A 17,248-nucleotide genomic window follows, 5' to 3' on the forward strand; every position below is an offset into this window, starting at 1 on the left:
CTTCTCATTCTTCTTTCTTCGGTTTTCCTTCTGGATATGCCGTATTTTCAAGTTGATCTCCAATCCACATCGTCCCATCTTCCCAAAATTCTTTTTTCCAAATTGGGACGATTCGTTTTATACGTTCAATCGCGTATTCATTCGCTTCATACGCTACTTTACGATGCGGTGATGAAACTGCAATAACGACCGCAATATCCATGATTTCTAACCGCCCTACTCGGTGCGTAATTGCTACTTTTGCGTCCGGCCATTTTCCATTAATTTCTTCACCAATTTTCGTAAGTTGTTTTACTGCCATCGGTTTATATGCTTCATACTCTAAATGTAATGTTCGTTTTCCTTTTGTTAACTCTCTCACCGTACCAATAAAAGTTGTAATTGCACCTACTTCTCTTCTTGCGACTTTATTCGTTACTTCTTCAACTACAATCGGTATATCTACAATCTCAAATAGCGCTTGTCCCATTAGAAACACCTCTCACTTTATAAAATGACCAAGGCCATTCACTACCTTCGTTATCTTCCAGCAAGAGAACATCTACGAACATATCTTTTTTATAACCTCTCGTACCACCTGGAAGTACAATAAATATATTTGTCTCTGCTAGAGAAGAAACCGAGCTAGATTTATCAAACCCTGACGGATAAGCGATTAATTGCCCTTCGTTATATGTCAGTTTTGCTCGCACAAATCTAGTAAATGGATTTGGTTTTAAAAAATCTTCTCCTAATAACGCTTTTTCTCTTTTTACATGTGCTTTTTCACTAAACATATACGTCCGAATACACGGTCTTACAAATAATTCAAATCCTACGTAACAAGCAGATGGATTTCCTGATAAACCAAATAATAACTTGCCATTTAATTGCGCTACAGTCGTAACACTTCCTGGCCGCATTGCAACTTTATTGAAAAGAACCGATGCACCTAACTTTTCGTAAATAGCTGGTAAATAATCGTAATCCCCCACTGATACACCGCCTGTTGTAATGAGCATATCCACTTGGCTTAACGCTTCTTTTACAGCTGTGAAACATGTATGAAAATCATCGCTAAACTTACCAAAATATTTTACTCTTCCGCCCGCTCTTCGAATTTGAGACAATATCATATACGTATTACTATTTCGGATTTTCCCTGGCTGTAATGAATCATTTACATCCAGTAATTCACTACCAGTCGCTAACAATCCAATTACAGGCTTTCTCGCCACTGGTACCTCACTATATCCGAACGTAGCAAGAAGAGCTGAAATCCCTGGATGAATGTATGATCCTTTTTTTGCAAGAACCGTTCCTTTACGAGCATCTTCACCTTGAAAAGAAATATTGTCACCCGTTTTGAATGATCGCTTCACTTCCATATAATTGTTGCCAGCTTCCTCATATTGACGAGTCAGCTCTAACATAACAACCGCATCACACCCATTCGGAATTTGTGCTCCCGTCATAATTCGAACTGCTTGAAACGGACCTACTTTCTCGTCGAATAGCAATCCTGCGCCAATTTCACCAACTACTTTAAATACAATTGGCGTTTCATAACCCGCTAAATTCGTATCTTCTGCTCTAATAGCAAATCCGTCATACGGTGAACGATTGAATGAAGGTACATCATGGTCAGCTACTAAATCCTCTGCTAGTATACGCCCGTAAGCTAATTCAATAGGTAGTAGCTCCTTTAATCCCTCATTAGCAAATCCCATTACTTTACGAACAGCTTCTTCAACCGTAATTGGCACTCTTCTTTCCATTATTGACAACCCTTTCTATTAACCGAATACGCGATAATATAATTGTTTCGCTTTCGAAATATCATTTGTACCATGAATGAAAACACGACCATCTCGAAAAATAACGACGCGGTAATCATTTAGTTGGCAAGATAGTAAATACGGATTCCGATCTACTTTCCCTAGTTTGTTTAATACTTTTTCCATAGCGTCAAAATCGTACTTTCTATTTTCCACTGGCCTAATTTGCACTGTATTTCTTCCGCATAAAGCAGCTACCTTCGTTTGGTTTTCGTATGATAAATAAGGATAAGTTCGATGCGAACCGCACGAAGGGCAATCGTCTGTTTTGATTTTCCCTAGTTTTATAAAATGGCTTTGATTACTCCATATATCAAACATGAAAAATGTTTTTCTAATTGCTGAGAAATCTCCTACTAAAATTTTGAATGCTTCCGCCACTTGATATGCTGCGACAACTTGAACAGTCGGGCTAATAATTCCAGCTGTATCACATGTCACACCTGTAACAGGAACGTTCTTCAGCACACAATGTAAACACGGTGTCTCTTGCGGAATAACCGTATAACTCATACCGTACGATCCAACGCAAGAACCATATATCCAAGAAATATTATGTTTTTGTGATAAATCATTTATTACAAATCGAATATCGAAATTATCTGTTGCATCGATTATTACATCTACATTTTTTAATAGGTTTTCCATATTTTCTGCAACTGCATCCATTACGAAAGTATGTATTTGTACTTCCGAATTAATTTGTTCTAGCCGATTTTTAGCAGCAATTGCTTTCGGTATTTTCTCTCTCGCATCTTGTTCAGAGTACAATTGTTGCCTTTGTAAATTACTCCATTCAACGTAGTCACGATCAATAATCGTCAACTTGCCAATACCTGCACGTACGAAACTTTCGGCACTTGCACTTCCTAATGCGCCTGCTCCTACAATTAACACATGTTTATTTCGAATTTTTTCTTGCCCTCTACTCCCAATCGGTTTGAACAACTGTTGTCGTGAATACCGCTCAGCCATTACATACCCTTCCTCTCAAGAACTCTATTTCATATTAGAATGTTGTTTTTGATAACAAGCAAAGTAAGCAAATCCAACAAATCCAGCTCCTCCAATTACATTTCCGATAAAGACAGGAACAAAATTTCTAGCAAGATCCATCCACGTCAGATGACCTGCAAAAATAACTGCCGAGATGACAAACATATTTGCTACTACTTGCTGAAATCCAATCACTACAAATGCCATAATCGGGATCCAAATTCCGATTATCTTTCCGACCAAATCGCTTGTCCCATAAGCGAGCCAAAGCGCAAGACAAACGAGCCAATTACATCCAATCGCTAAAATTAAAGTTCTCCCAAACGTTTCATGTAACTTTCCTTCTGCTATCGCTACCGTTTTATTCAAATAATCTCCCTCTGTTAATCCGCCAAGATGACCGAAACAATACGCAACAAAAATAGCTCCCACGAAATTCATGAAAGTAATCCAAATCCAGTTATTTAGTACACTTACCAATGTAATTTTCTTTGCATATAGCGCCATAGAAAGTGACATCATATTTCCAGTAATTAATTCTCCTCCCGCTAATACGACGAGCATTAGTCCAACAGGAAAAACTGCTCCTCCTAATACATTGACTAAACTCCCCCAGCGCTCAGGTAAATTACCTAAAACGCGAATGTTAAGCAAAAAACCGAGCGAAATAAACGCTCCTCCTAAAAAACCGAGAATAAGCATCGCTGGCAACGTCTGACTTACTTTTTGAACACCGGCCTCAATTACGAGTTCAGCAATTTGTTCCGGTTTATGAAATGCCATTACTAATTCCTCCATTTTCTCCAAATAAAAAAGCAGCTTCAAAAAACCTCCTCAAAATAAAGGTTTTTGAATGCTGCTTAATATCTCTGCACATCTTTTACAGAGATATCAATCATCACTTTTACTATAAAATAGAAAATCTACAAACGTTGCATACTTTCCATTTTGTATATACTTCCTCATAGCGTCACTCTTATATATCAGCCACCAATATGTGACATTTCAATTTTAGGTATTCTTTTTTTACTTGTATGATTTAAGCGTTCATCTGAATAACGATCTTCTCGGTTGTTCCATATATCACGTACGATATATGTTATTTCCTCGTCAGTGTATCCAGATCGAAGTAGTTCTCTCAAGTCATTTCCTTTAGAAGCGAACAAACAAGTATATAATTTTCCTTCTGCAGAAATACGTGCTCTCGTACATGATGAACAGAAGGAATCTGTTACTGATGAAATAATACCTATTTCTTCATCACTTCCAATATAACGATAGCGAGTCGCAACTTCACCTGCATAATTCGCTTCTATCCGTTCTAATGGCATAACTTGATGAATGGCATCTACTATTTCTTGTTTAGAGACAACCTCTTTTAACTCCCAACCGTTATAATTTCCAACGTCCATATACTCAATAAACCGAAGAATATGCTTATTTTCCTTAAAGTATTGCGCCATCTGCAAGATGTCCTGTTCATTTTTTCCTTTTTGAACGACCATGTTTATTTTAATTTTCATACCAACTTCAGCTGCAGCCTGTATTCCTTCCAGAACTCTTTGCACTTTGCTTCTATTACCATTCAAATAGAAAAACCGATCTTCTTCTAAGGAATCTAAACTAACTGTCACACGTGATAAACCCGCCTTATATAAATCAGGAGCAAACTTTTTCAGTAGTGATCCATTGGTTGTTAAACCGATATCCTCCACACCATCTATTTTATTAAGGCGCTCAATAAGCTGCGGAAGACCTCTTCGAAGTAACGGTTCTCCGCCCGTAATTCGTAACTTTCTTACACCTAAAGAAACAAAAATACGTGTTATCCTTTCAATCTCATCAAAAGATAAAATTTTATCATTAGACAAAAACGAATAATCAGGACCAAATATTTCTTCTGGCATACAATAACGACAGCGGAAATTACAGCGATCAGTAACAGAAATACGTAAATCCTTTAAAGGACGTTGTAGTTTGTCTAATGTGACAGATTTCATATTTATTGCCTCACTTTTACTTATTTTATATTTATAACACGCTCTGGATGCGTATATACATTTAAGGATTGATTCCGAATAAACCCTATCGTAGTAATACCTAATTCTTCTGCTATTTGCAAAGCCAACTCGGTTGGAGCTGATTTTGACAATATAATTTCACAACCAATCTTTGCAACTTTCAATAATATTTCCGAAGAAATACGACCACTAAAAACAATGATTTTATCGCTTATAGAAATATTATTTTTTAAACAATAACCGTAAATTTTATCTAATGCATTATGCCTACCGATATCCATTCGGCTTAAAATAATGCCATTCACATCGCACAAAGATGCATTATGAACGCCACCTGTATGTTGAAACGTCTCCGCAGATTGCTGCATTTCTTTCATTAATCGAAAGCAGTCTTCTGCAGCAACCTGTACATGGACACCATTCATTTTTTTAGCGCTTAGTGCATCATTTGCAAAAACAAACCCTTGTCTACTCATACCACAGCATGAAGTAATATAACGTTTATTTTGCATTTGTTCGTAATACGGATTCACTTTTTTCGTTGTGACATGTACAAATCCTTCTTTCTCTTGTACCCATATGTCATCAATATCTTCATACTTCCGAATGATTCCTTCAGATGCTAAAAAGCCTATTACCATATCTTCTATATATTCTGGAGTACTAACCATTGTAACAAACTCCTGTCCGTTCATTTTAATCGTGACAGGAAACTCTGTTACAATACTGTCCTCTATATGTTTAAACGCCCCTTGTTCATAACGAAAGATTTCTCTTTCTACCTGTATCGGTTTCACGATCAGTATCCTTCTCTCACGTTATATTTTTATCAAAAACAAATACCGAAACTGCAATATCCTCTTCTACTTTCATATCTGAAAATAAATTCACTAATTTCGCTCCAACAAGTTCCTCCAAGTGTTCACGGGAATTCGCAGCATACACTTCTTGAATCATTTTCGTTCTAGCCATATGAACCATTTCCGCACCGTCCATCGTACTTGAAATGAATTTTTCAGTAGGTGTTAAGTTTCCATAAAGGGTTGCAATCGCCATATTTTCAGCAAATACAGTATGAATTCTTTCTGGCCCTTTTCCGAAAAGTTCTTTTCGAAGTTTTCGTATCATATCATTAAATTCATGTACTTTTTTTGACATACAATTATACCTCCCAAAAGCCTCATTTTACTTTATTATATATTTTACCAAAATGATCCTTCCGCCCAAACTATTTCGTACAAACATTTGGGCGAAAAGGTTCACTTCATGAAGTTTATTCGTCTTTTAACCCTTTCCCCATACCTTTTAAGAAATGAAGTCCAAACCCGATAGCACGGTTAATATCTGGATCTTTCAATACTTTCATAAGATCGAATACCCCTACTTTTTTATTACTCTCTAGATGTTCATTACCTTCTTCTAGCCCTACTAACAAGCTACCTATAAGCTTTTTCGTAAGTTCCGGATCAAGTTCTGTTAAAGCACCCGCAGCACCCATCATATTATTAATTAAATTCGTAACAGGCTCACGAGTCACTTGGCCAAGAACAATCTTTGCGATCGGTTCTTTCGCCTTTAGCATAGAATTTGCAGCTTCTAGCATTCCGATGTCATTTAATTCCCCAACAATATTAAACATTTGATTTAAAGCTTCTTCATTATTAGCTAGAAGCTCTTTTAAATCATCTAATTTTTGCTGTTTTATTTCTTCCTCAGTTAATTCTTGTTTTTGAATCATTTTTATAGGTGCAGCCATATTTTTCTCCTCCTACTTATCCGTTAAATGCACATACCCTGGACGTGCCCACTTACGATTTACCTCAATACCAGCTTGAGGATGACGTTTTTTGTTACGCGGGTTCGCTTTTGGCATCGGATTTGCGCCATCAACTTCTAGCACTTCCATACGCACTTTCGTCTGTTTATAAGCAGGTGTGTTCGTACGTACGTCCACAGCAGGACCTGTTAAGAAATTAATTGCTGTTTCATTATCTGTAGAGTTCATCGGTAAATATAACTCATTCGCTTTTACACGGCCTGTTACAAGTGCACGTAATTTTAATGCTCCAAAAGGAGAAACAAGACGAACTAATGAACCTGTTTTCACTCCACGTTCTTTTGCAAGTGCTGGAGAAACTTCTACAAACACGCCAGGTACTTTCGTTTGAATACCTGTTGATTTATTTGTCATATTCCCTTCATGGAAATGCTCAAGCATACGACCGTTATTAATGTGAAGATCGAACTCCGCTGGGAATTCAGCTGGACGTACCCAGTCAGCAATCGCAAAACGAGCTCTTTTATCTGGGAAGTTAAATCCATCTTGGAAAAGTAGTGGTGTATTCGTTCCATCAAAACTTCCCCAATGGAAACTATTCCATCCTTCAAGCACTTCATAATTCGCTTTTGAGAATAGTGGTGATAAGCTTGCCATTTCAGCAAAAATTTCACTTGGATGGCTATAATTCCAGTTTGCACCTAATTTATTCGCAACTTCCTGTACAATCCACCAGTCTGGCTTCGCATCTCCAAGCGTAGGAAGAACTTGATACAATCTTTGTACACGGCGCTCTGTATTTGTGAAAGTACCTTCTTTCTCAAGAGACGGTGCTGCCGGTAATACAACATCTGCATATTGAGCCGTTTTAGATAAGAAAACATCTTGCACAACGAAGAAATCAAGGCTCGATAACACTTCGTGTACGTGGTTCGCATTAGAGTCTACAAGAGCCATATCCTCTCCGACAAGATACATAGCTTTCATTTTCCCTTCGTCAATTGCGTGAAGCATTTCAATATTATTAAGACCTGGTTCACTATTAATTTTCACTCCGTAAGCCATTTCGAATTTCGCACGTTCCATATCGTTAGTAACGTGTTGATATCCAGGAAGCCATCCTGGTAAAGTACCCATATCACAAGCACCTTGTACATTATTATGACCTCGAAGTGGATATGCACCAGCACCTGGACGACGATAATTACCTGTTGCAAGAAGTAAGTTTGAAATCGCAGCGGAAGTATCAGATCCACCTGTATTTTGCGTTACTCCCATACCCCAAAGGATACATGTACCATCTGCATCACGAATCATTTCAGCCATTTGAATAAGTTTTTCTTTTGAAATACCAGTCATTTCTTCTGCATATTCAAGTGTATATTCTGTAAGACTCTCTTTAAAATCTTCAAAGAAGTTTACATTCTCATCAATAAATCGTTGATCGTGCCAGCCTTGGTCAATCATATATTTCGTAACAGCCATTAACCATACTTGATCTGTTCCTTGTTTTGGACTAATAAAGACGTCTGAACGCTCTGCCATTTCTGTTTTACGAAGATCAGCCACAATTAATTTTTGTCCGTGTAATTTATGCGCACGTTTAATACGTGTAGCTAAAACAGGATGACCTTCTGTCGGATTACAACCTACAATAATAACAAGACCGGATTTTGCGATATCTTTAATCGTTCCAGCATCTCCGCCCATACCAATTGTACGGAATAATCCGTCTGTCGCTGGCGATTGACAATAACGTGAGCAGTTATCAATATTATTCGTTTCAAATACTTGTCGAGCTAATTTCTGAATTACATAATTGTCTTCATTCGTAATTTTAGATGAAGAAATAAAGCCGACAGCATCTTTACCGTATTCTTCTTTAATAGATCCTAATTTACTTGCAACTACATTTAGTGCTTCTTCCCATGTAGATTCAACAAACGTTCCATTTTTACGAATTAAAGGTTTTGTAATTCTTTCTTTAGAATTTACGAAATCCCAACCGAATTTTCCTTTTACACAAGTAGAAATTGCGTTAACTGGCGCATCAGAAGAAGGTTGTACTTTAAGAATTTTACGCCCTTTCGTCCACACTTCAAATGAACAACCTACACCACAAAATGTACAAACTGTTTTCGTTTTCTTCGTACGAGTATCACGCATGGCCGCTTCCACTTCTGATACCGCAAAAATGCCACTATATCCAGGCTCAACTTCTTTAATTAAATCTACCACCGGTTCAAGAATATCTGGTTTTAATCCCGTCATAAATCCAGCTTCACCGAGCATCGTTTTCTCCATTAAAGCATTACAAGGACAAATGGTTACACATTGACCACAGCTCACGCATGAAGAATCATTAATATTTACTCCTTCATCCCAAATAACTCGTGGACGTTCCGCTTCCCAGTCTATTGATAACGTTTCATTTACTTGTAAGTTTTGACACACCTCAACACATTGACCGCATGCGATACATTGATTAGGATCATAGCGATAAAACGGATGCGTCATATCAACTTCACTTACATCTACTTTTGGTTCATAAGGATATTTTTGATGTTCAATCTCCATTAATTCTGCTGTATTATGCAGTTTACAGTTCCCATTGTTGTTGTCACATACCGTACAGTATAGTAAATGATTTTCTAACAATCGATCCATCGCCTCTGTTTGCGCTTCTTTTGCACGAGCAGAATTACGTTCAATGTTCATACCTTCTGTCGCCACTGTCGAACAAGAGCGCATTAACTTTCCGTCAATTTCTACGATACAAGTGTCACATGTTTGAATAGGATCTACTTCTGGCACGTAACAAATTTGTGGATGTTCAATACCGTTCTCATTAATAACACCCAGTACCGTTGAACCGGGCTCCGCTGTATACTTTTTTCCGTCAATTGTAATATGAACCATGTTGTTATTCATGGTCTTTCCCCCTTTTTGAGAATAAAAAAACTCCACCACGAAAATATACGCACCACATTTCGGCACGTTATTATCATGGTGGAGTAGTTTATTAGCACATCTTGCTAAAATACCAATCCATTTATTCATAAATAAAACGATAGATTCATAACAGGTCATATCACGATTCCATCTTTAACACTATAATTATAGCGTTAAAGATGGAAATATACAATATAAAATTTAAACTACGCATATGTCAGCACGTAACTATCCATAATAACCCATATAAAACATAACAAGGAGTAAGCGAACAAATGGGGTCTTTTAATAAATGGATACGTGGTGAAAAATCTTTCTCTGCACAAGAACAAGCTGATCACCTTTTAAATAAATCTATCTCTTCCTCTCTTTCCCTTAATCTAAAGCACTTGTCCAAACTCTTTAGCGGTATTCCAGAATTAATTACACGTACTTTTCCGTTAAAAAGCAGAAAAGAAGCCGCTCTTATATATATGGAAGGACTTGTAGATAAAACTGTTATTAACATTGATATTCTTCGTCCCCTCCTATTTAAAGAGTGGAATGAGGACGATTTTTGGGAATCTTCCGTTTCTATCGGAAATATGAAAAAGGTTCAGCAGTGGTCAGACATTGAACAATCCCTTTTACATGGTAAAAGCATTTTATTTATAAATGGACAACTTACAGCGTTAGAACTAGATACGCAATCGGCACCAAAAAGAAGTATTGAAGAACCTACAACAGAGACTTCCATAAAAAGCTCACACGAAGGATTTAATGAAGTAGCGAGCGACAGTCTTGCACTTATTCGTAGATATATTCCCAATCGTGAATTGAAAGTAAAGGAATTCACTGTTGGTGAACGAGCTACTTCAAAAGTTTTTTTGCTATACCTAGCAGACATTGCAAACGAAGATGTTGTACAAGAAATGGCCAGCCGCATCGAATCAATCAAAGTGGATGCCATTATTACTACCGGTGAGTTAGAAGGGTTTGTTGAAGATAATTCCTATACTCTCTTTCCGCAATTATCAATAACCGAACGCCCTGATACAACGGCACATCACATTTTGAACGGGCGAATTGCTGTTGTTGTAGACCGCTCACCGGGCGTTTTAATTGGACCTATGACTTTTTCATCTTTTTTTCAGACGATAGATGATTACAGTTTCCGACCAATGATTCCATCTTTCATACGATTACTTCGTTTTACCGGATTATTTATTGCAATATTTGCTCCAGCTCTTTATATTGCTATGATTTCCTTTCATTATGAAGTGATTCCGCTTAAATTATTGTTAACAATTGGAGAATCTCGGGCTAAAATTCCTTTTCCTCCTATATTAGAAGCACTTTTGATGGAATTAGTACTTGAAATGCTCCGTGAAGCTGCAGTTCGGCTTCCTGGTCCCGTTGGACAAACGATTGGTGTCGTAGGAGGAATTGTCATTGGACAAGCTGCAGTTCAAGCAGGAATAGTAAGTAATGTTATGGTTATCGTCGTATCAATTACTGCAGTCGCTTCTTTTATCATCCCTAACATGGAAATGTCAGCAGGAATTCGGCTTCTTCGCTTTCCAATGATGATAATCGCTTCTTTATTTGGGGTCATTGGAATTATGGTTGGGATGGCAGTTATCATCATCCATATTCTTTCTATGGAATCACTTGGTGTTCCTTATGGTAGTCCTTTTTCTCCGCTATTTGCTTCAGATTTAAAAGATATTCTTGTACGTTTACCATGGAAAATAATGAAGAAACGACCACTATCCCTTAAATTAAAACAAGAGAATCGACAACGCGATATAGAAGAAACGGAGGAAAATAAGTGACAAAGCGTGCAAAGAGGGAGATTAGTTTATTTCAATACATTTTAACGATTAGTGGTGTTCAAGTAGGATTCGGTGTACTTACACTTCCACGTGAAGTTGCACAAGGGGCGAATACAGATGGCTGGATGTCTATTATTATAGGATGCGCTATCACTACTTTAGTCAGTCTATGTATTGTAAAAATTATGGAAAAACATCCCGGGTATACTTTACTTGATGTGCTAACTCGTTATCTTGGGAAGTGGCTAGGAAGAGTAGTAATGATTTTTTGGATTTTATATGCTATTCTTGCAGCTGTTTCCTTAATTTTTTCCCTCTTATACGTTATTCACATTTGGATCTTACCTAGATCTCCAATGTTTTTAATCATGATGTTATTATCTATTCCAATGCTTATGCTCGCATGTAAAGGTGTTCTTATTATTAGCCGCTATGCTGTTTTTACTGTCTTATTTACACTATGGATGCCATTGCTATTATTTATCCCACTTAAAGATGGGCATTGGGTTTATCTTCTTCCGCTCTTGAAAGAGGGATGGCTACCCGTTTTCAACACCGTAAAATCAACTATTATTGCCTTTCTCGGATTTGAGTTTGCATTTGTCCTTTATCCTTATCTCAGTAATAAATCATCTGCAAAAAAAGGAATTGTTCTTGCGAATTTGATTACTTTATTCGTTTACCTGCAAGTTACGTTCGTTTCTTTCGTTTATTTTAGCCCAGATGGTATAACTAAGTTTTTATGGCCCACTCTTTCTCTTGTTACACCATTTCACTTTTCATTTCTGGAACGATTTGAAATTATCTTTTTGTCATTTTATCTCTTCATTATTTTTGATTCTTGCATTCCTTATATTTTCACTGCTTCAGATGGAATCAATCAATTAATTAACAAAAAAGGGAGTTCATTACCTATTTGGTTATTGTTATTCGGGTGTGTTTTCGTTTTATTCTTTTATATCCCTTCTTCTTATCAAATAAGTGCCCTTCGGGATTTTTGGGGAACTGCAAGTTATTTTATCGTTTTTCTATTCCCAGTCTTCTTTCTCTTATACATGACACTTTATCAGCATTGGAAAAGGAGAAAAATTTAAATGAGACGCTTTATTCATTTCACTATACTTTGCTTTCTCATAATCTTTTTAACAGGTTGTGGAGATCGGCTCGACTTAGAAAAACAATCGATTTCATTAATTTACGGTTTTGACGCAAAAGCAAAAGGAAAATTAATTGTATACCACGTAAACCCTATTTTTAATGAAGATGTGGAGAAAAAATACGAAACTCATGAAGCGACAGTACATACCCCTCGAGAAGCAAAAGCAACATTTAATAGTTCAAGTAGCGGTTTAGTATCTACAGAAAAGTTACAACTCATTTTATTTAGTACGAAATTTTTAAAACAAGAAGGAGCTATGCCTTACCTTGATGTTTGGTATCGCGACCCTAAAAATACTGGAAATATGCGCATGGTTGCAGTAGACGGTCCAATCTCTTCAGTTATATATAATAATTTTAAAGATAAACCTGCACTTCCTGAATATTTAACAGATTTAATTAATACGAACAAACTATACAATCGAACCGTGTTTACGACATTCCATGAATTTCATAGGCAAACTTTTAATAAAGGTATAACACCTGCTATCTCAGAAATAAAAAAAAGTAAAAAAGATATTCTCGTTACCGGCTCTGCATTATTAACTTCTCGCGGAATCTATAAAATGTCTTTAAATCGATATGAAAGTGCCCTTCTTCTTCTATTACAAAAGAAAGCGAATATGCCCGTTTCACTTACACTGAAAATCCCTTCTCATTCAGTTAAAAGTTATAGTCATCTAAAAGATACAGACGGCGACGATTTCGTAACAATAAATGTTCTTAGCATGAATCGTGACATTCACACAGGCTATAACGATAACCACTTTAAATTTAATATTGCAATGAATTTTAAAGTTTCCGTATCTGAACTTACATTCAACATGGATATAGACAAAGGTAGAAAGAAATTAACTTCACTTATTACAAAACAACTAAACAAAGATTTAAACGATTTAATCCACAAAATTCAAAAACAGCAACTTGATCCATTCGGGTTTGGTGATTATGCGAGAGCATTTCAATATAAAGAATGGAAAGAAGTTGAAAACGATTGGCCGAGTGCCTTTTCAAAAGCTAACGTGAAAGTAGCACCTACTATTAAAATTTTAGAAAATGGGATTATTAAATAGCAAAAACACGCTACTTGCTCTTATACGTGTAAAGAGTAAGTAGCGTGTTATCATTTTTATTTTGAAGCTTCCTATACAGTTACGCTTCTGTTTCTGGTTCTTCGTTTTCCGCCTGTTCCAATCTTTGCTGCTCCGCAAGTTCGGCTGAAATCATTCCATAATAAATTTCTGGATACAATCCAAATATTTGATATACACTTCCTAAAAACGGCATCGGAATCCCTCTTTTCTAAAGTTGTATTGCCACTTTTAAGGATTCCCTTTTCATTCATTATACATTCGTTTTTGGCGTTTCTTCTTCATCATGAACGCTTAATAAATTTTGCCACTTTTTATAAGGAGCACTATTTGGATCTACATAACCTTTCGCGTACGAACGATCCCACAATTGTTTAATAAACATTTCTTTCTCTTTCTTTGCAACCATATCGGCACCTGTACCGTAATAGTTTTGGAAATATAACTCAATTTCGTCAAGGAATAATCTTAATAATTCATCAGAAGTTTCTTCTAACGTTGGATCATATTTTGCTTCACGGTCATACATTAAAATCATATCTAAAATATTATGGACATGCTCTTTACGAAGCCATCTAATATCTTGAGCACCTAATACGAACGGATGTGTATATAAATGTCCGCCCTGTATCATAGCTTTTTCTTGTTCTTCTTCAAATCTGGACAAGATGTTTTCATAAATAAACGGATTATGAAGCAATGCTCTGTGTAATTTGTAACTTTCACTTGAAATATTTTTTCCCATCGACTGAATTAAGAAGCTACGTCCAACGCCATTATATTGATACACGAACTGACCATCAACAGCAACTAAACTAATCCAGCGATACATATACGCGTATAGAAGAGCTCGATTACATTTATCGTAATCCAACTTCGTTTGCGTTGCATTTAAGTCTGGCATGAATGCTGGTAAATGCCAATACTTATCTAAATGCGGCGTTAAACTAGATTTTTTACTATTCAACTTATTCACACGGCGATAGTATGACTGAAAATAATCACCTTTATCATTCATAAATCCATTTGCAATATGCCCTGAGGAAAGCTTAGGAAAGTCTTGCAATGATAAACCATAATGCGCACGATAACAAATGACTTCAAATGGCGAAAAAGCTTCATGTACTGTATCTTTTTCTTTAAACATTTCTTGCATTAATTCCTCTTGCAATTCTTTCTTTAAAGATGGATGTATACCCCAATATTGTAATTCCCTATGGTGGGAAACTTTCGGAACGAATGGACTTGCTAAATGGAACAAGTCTTCAATTTTTTCACGGACGTATTCATCACGATCACGCTTCTTATAATCCGCCTCTTTTCGTAACGCCTCAACGATATTCAGCTCTAATTTATCACGATAGCGTATTTGTAATTCATCATAGCAATAACTTAGTATGTGCTCACGATAAAAGTCTTCTACCTTTTTCGATTGAATTTCTTCTGTTTTCGCATCCCGGCAATATTCCCCGTATAAACTCATATAAATTTCCGCAGATATATCTTTCGGTAATACTCCTAAATTCAAATGTTGCTGCATATCTAGCCATATCTTTTCTTGCAACTTCTCTTCAGCTAATACGTATACATTCGTTGGGTTTGTTTTCCCTTCAAATTCCTTGCTTCGTTTTTGAATTTCAAACAATAAATTTTCACGCGTTTCATGTAAATTATCAAAAAACCTTTCCCAATATTGAATCATTTTATTAACTGCTTGATAAAGCGATTGATAAACGAGTTCTAATAGCATCTCTTTACGATACTCGTTTAATTTGTGTACATACTGCGTTACAATATCTTCAAATTCTTTTTTAAACAAACGCTGCTGATTATTAATCATTTTTCCAAACCAGCCTTGTTGCTGCGCGATTTCTACTCGGCGAACAGCTGTTACCGTTCCATCAATATTACTCACATTAAATTTCTTATCGTAGTTTTGAATTAAATTACGCTTTTGTTCATTATTTTCATGTAGTCGATTCATTTTCTCGACTAACTGCTTTCGAATTTCATACAACATAAAACGAGCTGATACTGGATGAACAGGATCCGTTTTCTTTAAAAACCATGTATTTAATTGATAGGACTGCCCTTCAGAACCACTTGGTGCAAAACGGTCTGATTCAATCATGTCATACAATAGTGTCGTTACATGCTCATGTACGCGGCTCGGAATCGCATACGCATATAAACGAACCGCATGATCCACCCTTGCTACTTCACCTTTCATTTGCTCCATCATTTTCAGTTTAGCAGCCGAAATTTTACACTCGTGCTGCAGTCGGTTTAATTCTTCATCTTTTTGCACCGTACGCTGTACATAACTTTCTACAGCCTCTAAAAACAGTTTAGATTTCGCAACACCGACCTTTCCGCCCTCAGCTCCTTCACGCGTTTCATTGTACATTTGTCTATAAAAAATATGAGCCTGTTCTGGACGGGTAGCAAGATGTTCTAAGTCTTCTAAATAACTTTTCCCACGCTCTGGCTTTTCACGTTGCATCCCGCGTTTGACGTCTTGGTCATATCTTTGCTTCTTCTCTTGAAACAGTTGATCTAAATGCAGCCAAGACTCATCTAAACCTTGCACAGCCCATTTTAAAGCACAATATTTTAACACGTGCTCATACGGATAAATAATCTTTGCCGTTCCTGCCCCGCAATATCGTCCTTTCCCACTTGATTCTGCTAATTGCTGAATTTGATTATCTTCCTGTGCAAAATGATTTGCAGACATCGGACTAAATAACTGTAAATAAATCGTATTTGCCATTTGCTCCATATAATCTGATAAATTGTGCAGATGGTGTCCATGTAGATTTTCGTAATCGTATAGGAAACAATAATTGTATGGTAAATGATGTTGTTTAATCGTATGATTCGTTCTTCCGTCTTCATCTACTTGATCAGGTCGATATTCTAATTCAATCGTCACACCGCCACGTTTTGATAATTCTCCAGTGGAACCGAGTGTAATGGCATGTAATTCTTTTAACGAGGCATAGCCGTTTGCTTGCACCGTTTCAAACTCTTTCGCACTAACCGTTCTCGTCTTAACTAAAACATCCGGCATTAAAAACGCACCACGTATTAAAATGTTGTGATGCTGCAGTTTTTTCCGAAGCATTTCACGTAAATATAATGCAATTTGTAGAAACATCCCTGAACCTGTTCCGCCCGCTAGTGATGTTACGATAATGACACGCACTCCATATTCCGTTTGATCGCTTGTAACCGGAAAAATCTTCTCGATTTCTTGCCAAAAGGATGTCAATTTATCTTCTTTCATCGCAGCAAGTAACGCTAAACGGGAAATGACGCGTAACTGTCCTGCCCCTTCTGTCAGTGGTTTATCAAGTATAGTCAGGTCCATCGGAAACCACTCTGGAATCGTTGGATCTCCTGCAATATACTCTCTTGGCGTTTTACTAGAACTCGTTTGCGTCTTAAACTTTCGAATATGATCAAATTTACTCAATGTATTCACATCTGTATCAAATACGTGCATTGCTACCTTTTTTCGGCGCTCCTCAGGTAGCCTTTCATATATTTGATGTGTCACAGTACTACCGATTCCACCTAAACCAATTAATATCGTTGGAACTTGTAACGTCATGTGAAC

14 protein-coding genes are annotated in these 17,248 nt (G+C 36.8%); 3 read left to right on the plus strand and 11 right to left on the minus strand.

From position 1 onward, the window contains the following. Positions 1-4: 4 nt before the first annotated feature. The 9 genes from moaE to fdhF form a co-directional block, all read right to left on the minus strand. Positions 5-469, minus strand: coding sequence for a molybdopterin synthase catalytic subunit MoaE (gene moaE, locus QCI41_RS08045; RefSeq protein ID WP_088080194.1), 465 nt, complete (start codon positions 467-469; stop codon positions 5-7). Next, positions 450-1,757 (minus strand): molybdopterin molybdotransferase MoeA, encoded by a 1,308-nt coding sequence (moeA, locus tag QCI41_RS08050; protein WP_353837688.1) that lies wholly within the window; start codon positions 1,755-1,757, stop codon positions 450-452. Before moeA ends, moaE begins: the two co-directional genes overlap by 20 nt. 18 nt (positions 1,758-1,775) lie before the next feature. Further along, positions 1,776-2,792 (minus strand): molybdopterin-synthase adenylyltransferase MoeB, encoded by a 1,017-nt coding sequence (locus QCI41_RS08055; protein WP_353837687.1) that lies wholly within the window; start codon positions 2,790-2,792, stop codon positions 1,776-1,778. Between the two features lie 24 nt (positions 2,793-2,816). Then, positions 2,817-3,596 (minus strand): formate channel, encoded by a 780-nt coding sequence (locus QCI41_RS08060; protein WP_131934482.1) that lies wholly within the window; start codon positions 3,594-3,596, stop codon positions 2,817-2,819. Positions 3,597-3,796: 200 nt separating this feature from the next. After that, positions 3,797-4,813 (minus strand): GTP 3',8-cyclase MoaA, encoded by a 1,017-nt coding sequence (gene moaA / locus QCI41_RS08065; protein ID WP_353837686.1) that lies wholly within the window; start codon positions 4,811-4,813, stop codon positions 3,797-3,799. 20 nt (positions 4,814-4,833) lie between these two features. Next, entirely contained in the window at positions 4,834-5,631 is a 798-nt protein-coding gene (fdhD, locus tag QCI41_RS08070; protein WP_353837685.1) for a formate dehydrogenase accessory sulfurtransferase FdhD, read from the minus strand. A gap of 16 nt (positions 5,632-5,647) precedes the next feature. Then, the gene (locus QCI41_RS08075) at positions 5,648-5,992 is read right to left on the minus strand and encodes a Na-translocating system protein MpsC family protein (protein WP_000039582.1); all 345 of its coding nucleotides are present in this window, start codon (positions 5,990-5,992) and stop codon (positions 5,648-5,650) included. Positions 5,993-6,107: 115 nt separating this feature from the next. Beyond that, entirely contained in the window at positions 6,108-6,590 is a 483-nt protein-coding gene (locus QCI41_RS08080) for a helical membrane plugin domain-containing protein (RefSeq protein WP_000729894.1), read from the minus strand. A gap of 12 nt (positions 6,591-6,602) precedes the next feature. Beyond that, positions 6,603-9,530, minus strand: a complete 2,928-nt coding sequence (gene fdhF, locus QCI41_RS08085; protein ID WP_483299065.1) for a formate dehydrogenase subunit alpha — start codon at positions 9,528-9,530, stop codon at positions 6,603-6,605. Between the two features lie 308 nt (positions 9,531-9,838). On the opposite strand from fdhF, the gene QCI41_RS08090 reads away from it, so the two are divergent. From QCI41_RS08090 to QCI41_RS08100, 3 genes are read left to right on the plus strand one after another with little or no spacing between them, the layout of a single operon-like run. Continuing rightward, the gene (locus tag QCI41_RS08090; RefSeq protein ID WP_353837683.1) at positions 9,839-11,377 is read left to right on the plus strand and encodes a spore germination protein; all 1,539 of its coding nucleotides are present in this window, start codon (positions 9,839-9,841) and stop codon (positions 11,375-11,377) included. Then, on the plus strand, positions 11,374-12,471 hold the full coding sequence (locus QCI41_RS08095; RefSeq protein ID WP_353837682.1) for an endospore germination permease: 1,098 nt from the start codon (positions 11,374-11,376) through the stop codon (positions 12,469-12,471). The genes QCI41_RS08090 and QCI41_RS08095 overlap by 4 nt, the downstream gene beginning before the upstream one ends. Then, positions 12,472-13,608 (plus strand): Ger(x)C family spore germination protein, encoded by a 1,137-nt coding sequence (locus tag QCI41_RS08100; RefSeq protein WP_353837681.1) that lies wholly within the window; start codon positions 12,472-12,474, stop codon positions 13,606-13,608. It begins immediately after the preceding gene. A gap of 79 nt (positions 13,609-13,687) precedes the next feature. Here the strand turns inward: QCI41_RS08100 and QCI41_RS08105 are convergent, their stop codons facing one another. Together QCI41_RS08105 and QCI41_RS08110 are read right to left on the minus strand one after the other, a co-directional pair. Further along, positions 13,688-13,822: a hypothetical protein gene (locus QCI41_RS08105; RefSeq protein WP_001116178.1), complete on the minus strand. Its 135-nt coding sequence runs from the start codon at positions 13,820-13,822 to the stop codon at positions 13,688-13,690. Positions 13,823-13,879: 57 nt separating this feature from the next. Further along, positions 13,880-17,242 carry a tubulin-like doman-containing protein gene (locus QCI41_RS08110; protein ID WP_353837680.1) on the minus strand — a complete coding sequence of 1,121 codons (3,363 nt, stop codon included), beginning with the start codon at positions 17,240-17,242 and terminating at the stop codon, positions 13,880-13,882. Positions 17,243-17,248 lie beyond the last annotated feature (6 nt).

It is taken from the genome of Bacillus cereus group sp. MG4 (assembly GCF_040460055.1).
Lineage (GTDB): Bacteria > Bacillota > Bacilli > Bacillales > Bacillaceae_G > Bacillus_A > Bacillus_A wiedmannii.

Bases quoted from the DNA above. Each gene is read 5' to 3' on its own strand.
- moaE (WP_088080194.1), bottom strand. From the start codon at position 469: ATGGGACAAGCGCTATTTGAGATTGTAGATATACCGATTGTAGTTGAA.
- moeA (WP_353837688.1), bottom strand. From the start codon at position 1,757: ATGGAAAGAAGAGTGCCAATTACGGTTGAAGAAGCTGTTCGTAAAGTA.
- QCI41_RS08055 (WP_353837687.1), bottom strand. From the start codon at position 2,792: ATGGCTGAGCGGTATTCACGACAACAGTTGTTCAAACCGATTGGGAGT.
- QCI41_RS08060 (WP_131934482.1), bottom strand. From the start codon at position 3,596: ATGGCATTTCATAAACCGGAACAAATTGCTGAACTCGTAATTGAGGCC.
- moaA (WP_353837686.1), bottom strand. From the start codon at position 4,813: ATGAAATCTGTCACATTAGACAAACTACAACGTCCTTTAAAGGATTTA.
- QCI41_RS08075 (WP_000039582.1), bottom strand. From the start codon at position 5,992: ATGTCAAAAAAAGTACATGAATTTAATGATATGATACGAAAACTTCGA.
- QCI41_RS08080 (WP_000729894.1), bottom strand. From the start codon at position 6,590: ATGGCTGCACCTATAAAAATGATTCAAAAACAAGAATTAACTGAGGAA.
- fdhF (WP_483299065.1), bottom strand. From the start codon at position 9,530: ATGGTTCATATTACAATTGACGGAAAAAAGTATACAGCGGAGCCCGGT.
- QCI41_RS08090 (WP_353837683.1), top strand. From the start codon at position 9,839: ATGGGGTCTTTTAATAAATGGATACGTGGTGAAAAATCTTTCTCTGCA.
- QCI41_RS08100 (WP_353837681.1), top strand. From the start codon at position 12,472: ATGAGACGCTTTATTCATTTCACTATACTTTGCTTTCTCATAATCTTT.
- QCI41_RS08105 (WP_001116178.1), bottom strand. From the start codon at position 13,822: ATGCCGTTTTTAGGAAGTGTATATCAAATATTTGGATTGTATCCAGAA.
- QCI41_RS08110 (WP_353837680.1), bottom strand. From the start codon at position 17,242: ATGACGTTACAAGTTCCAACGATATTAATTGGTTTAGGTGGAATCGGT.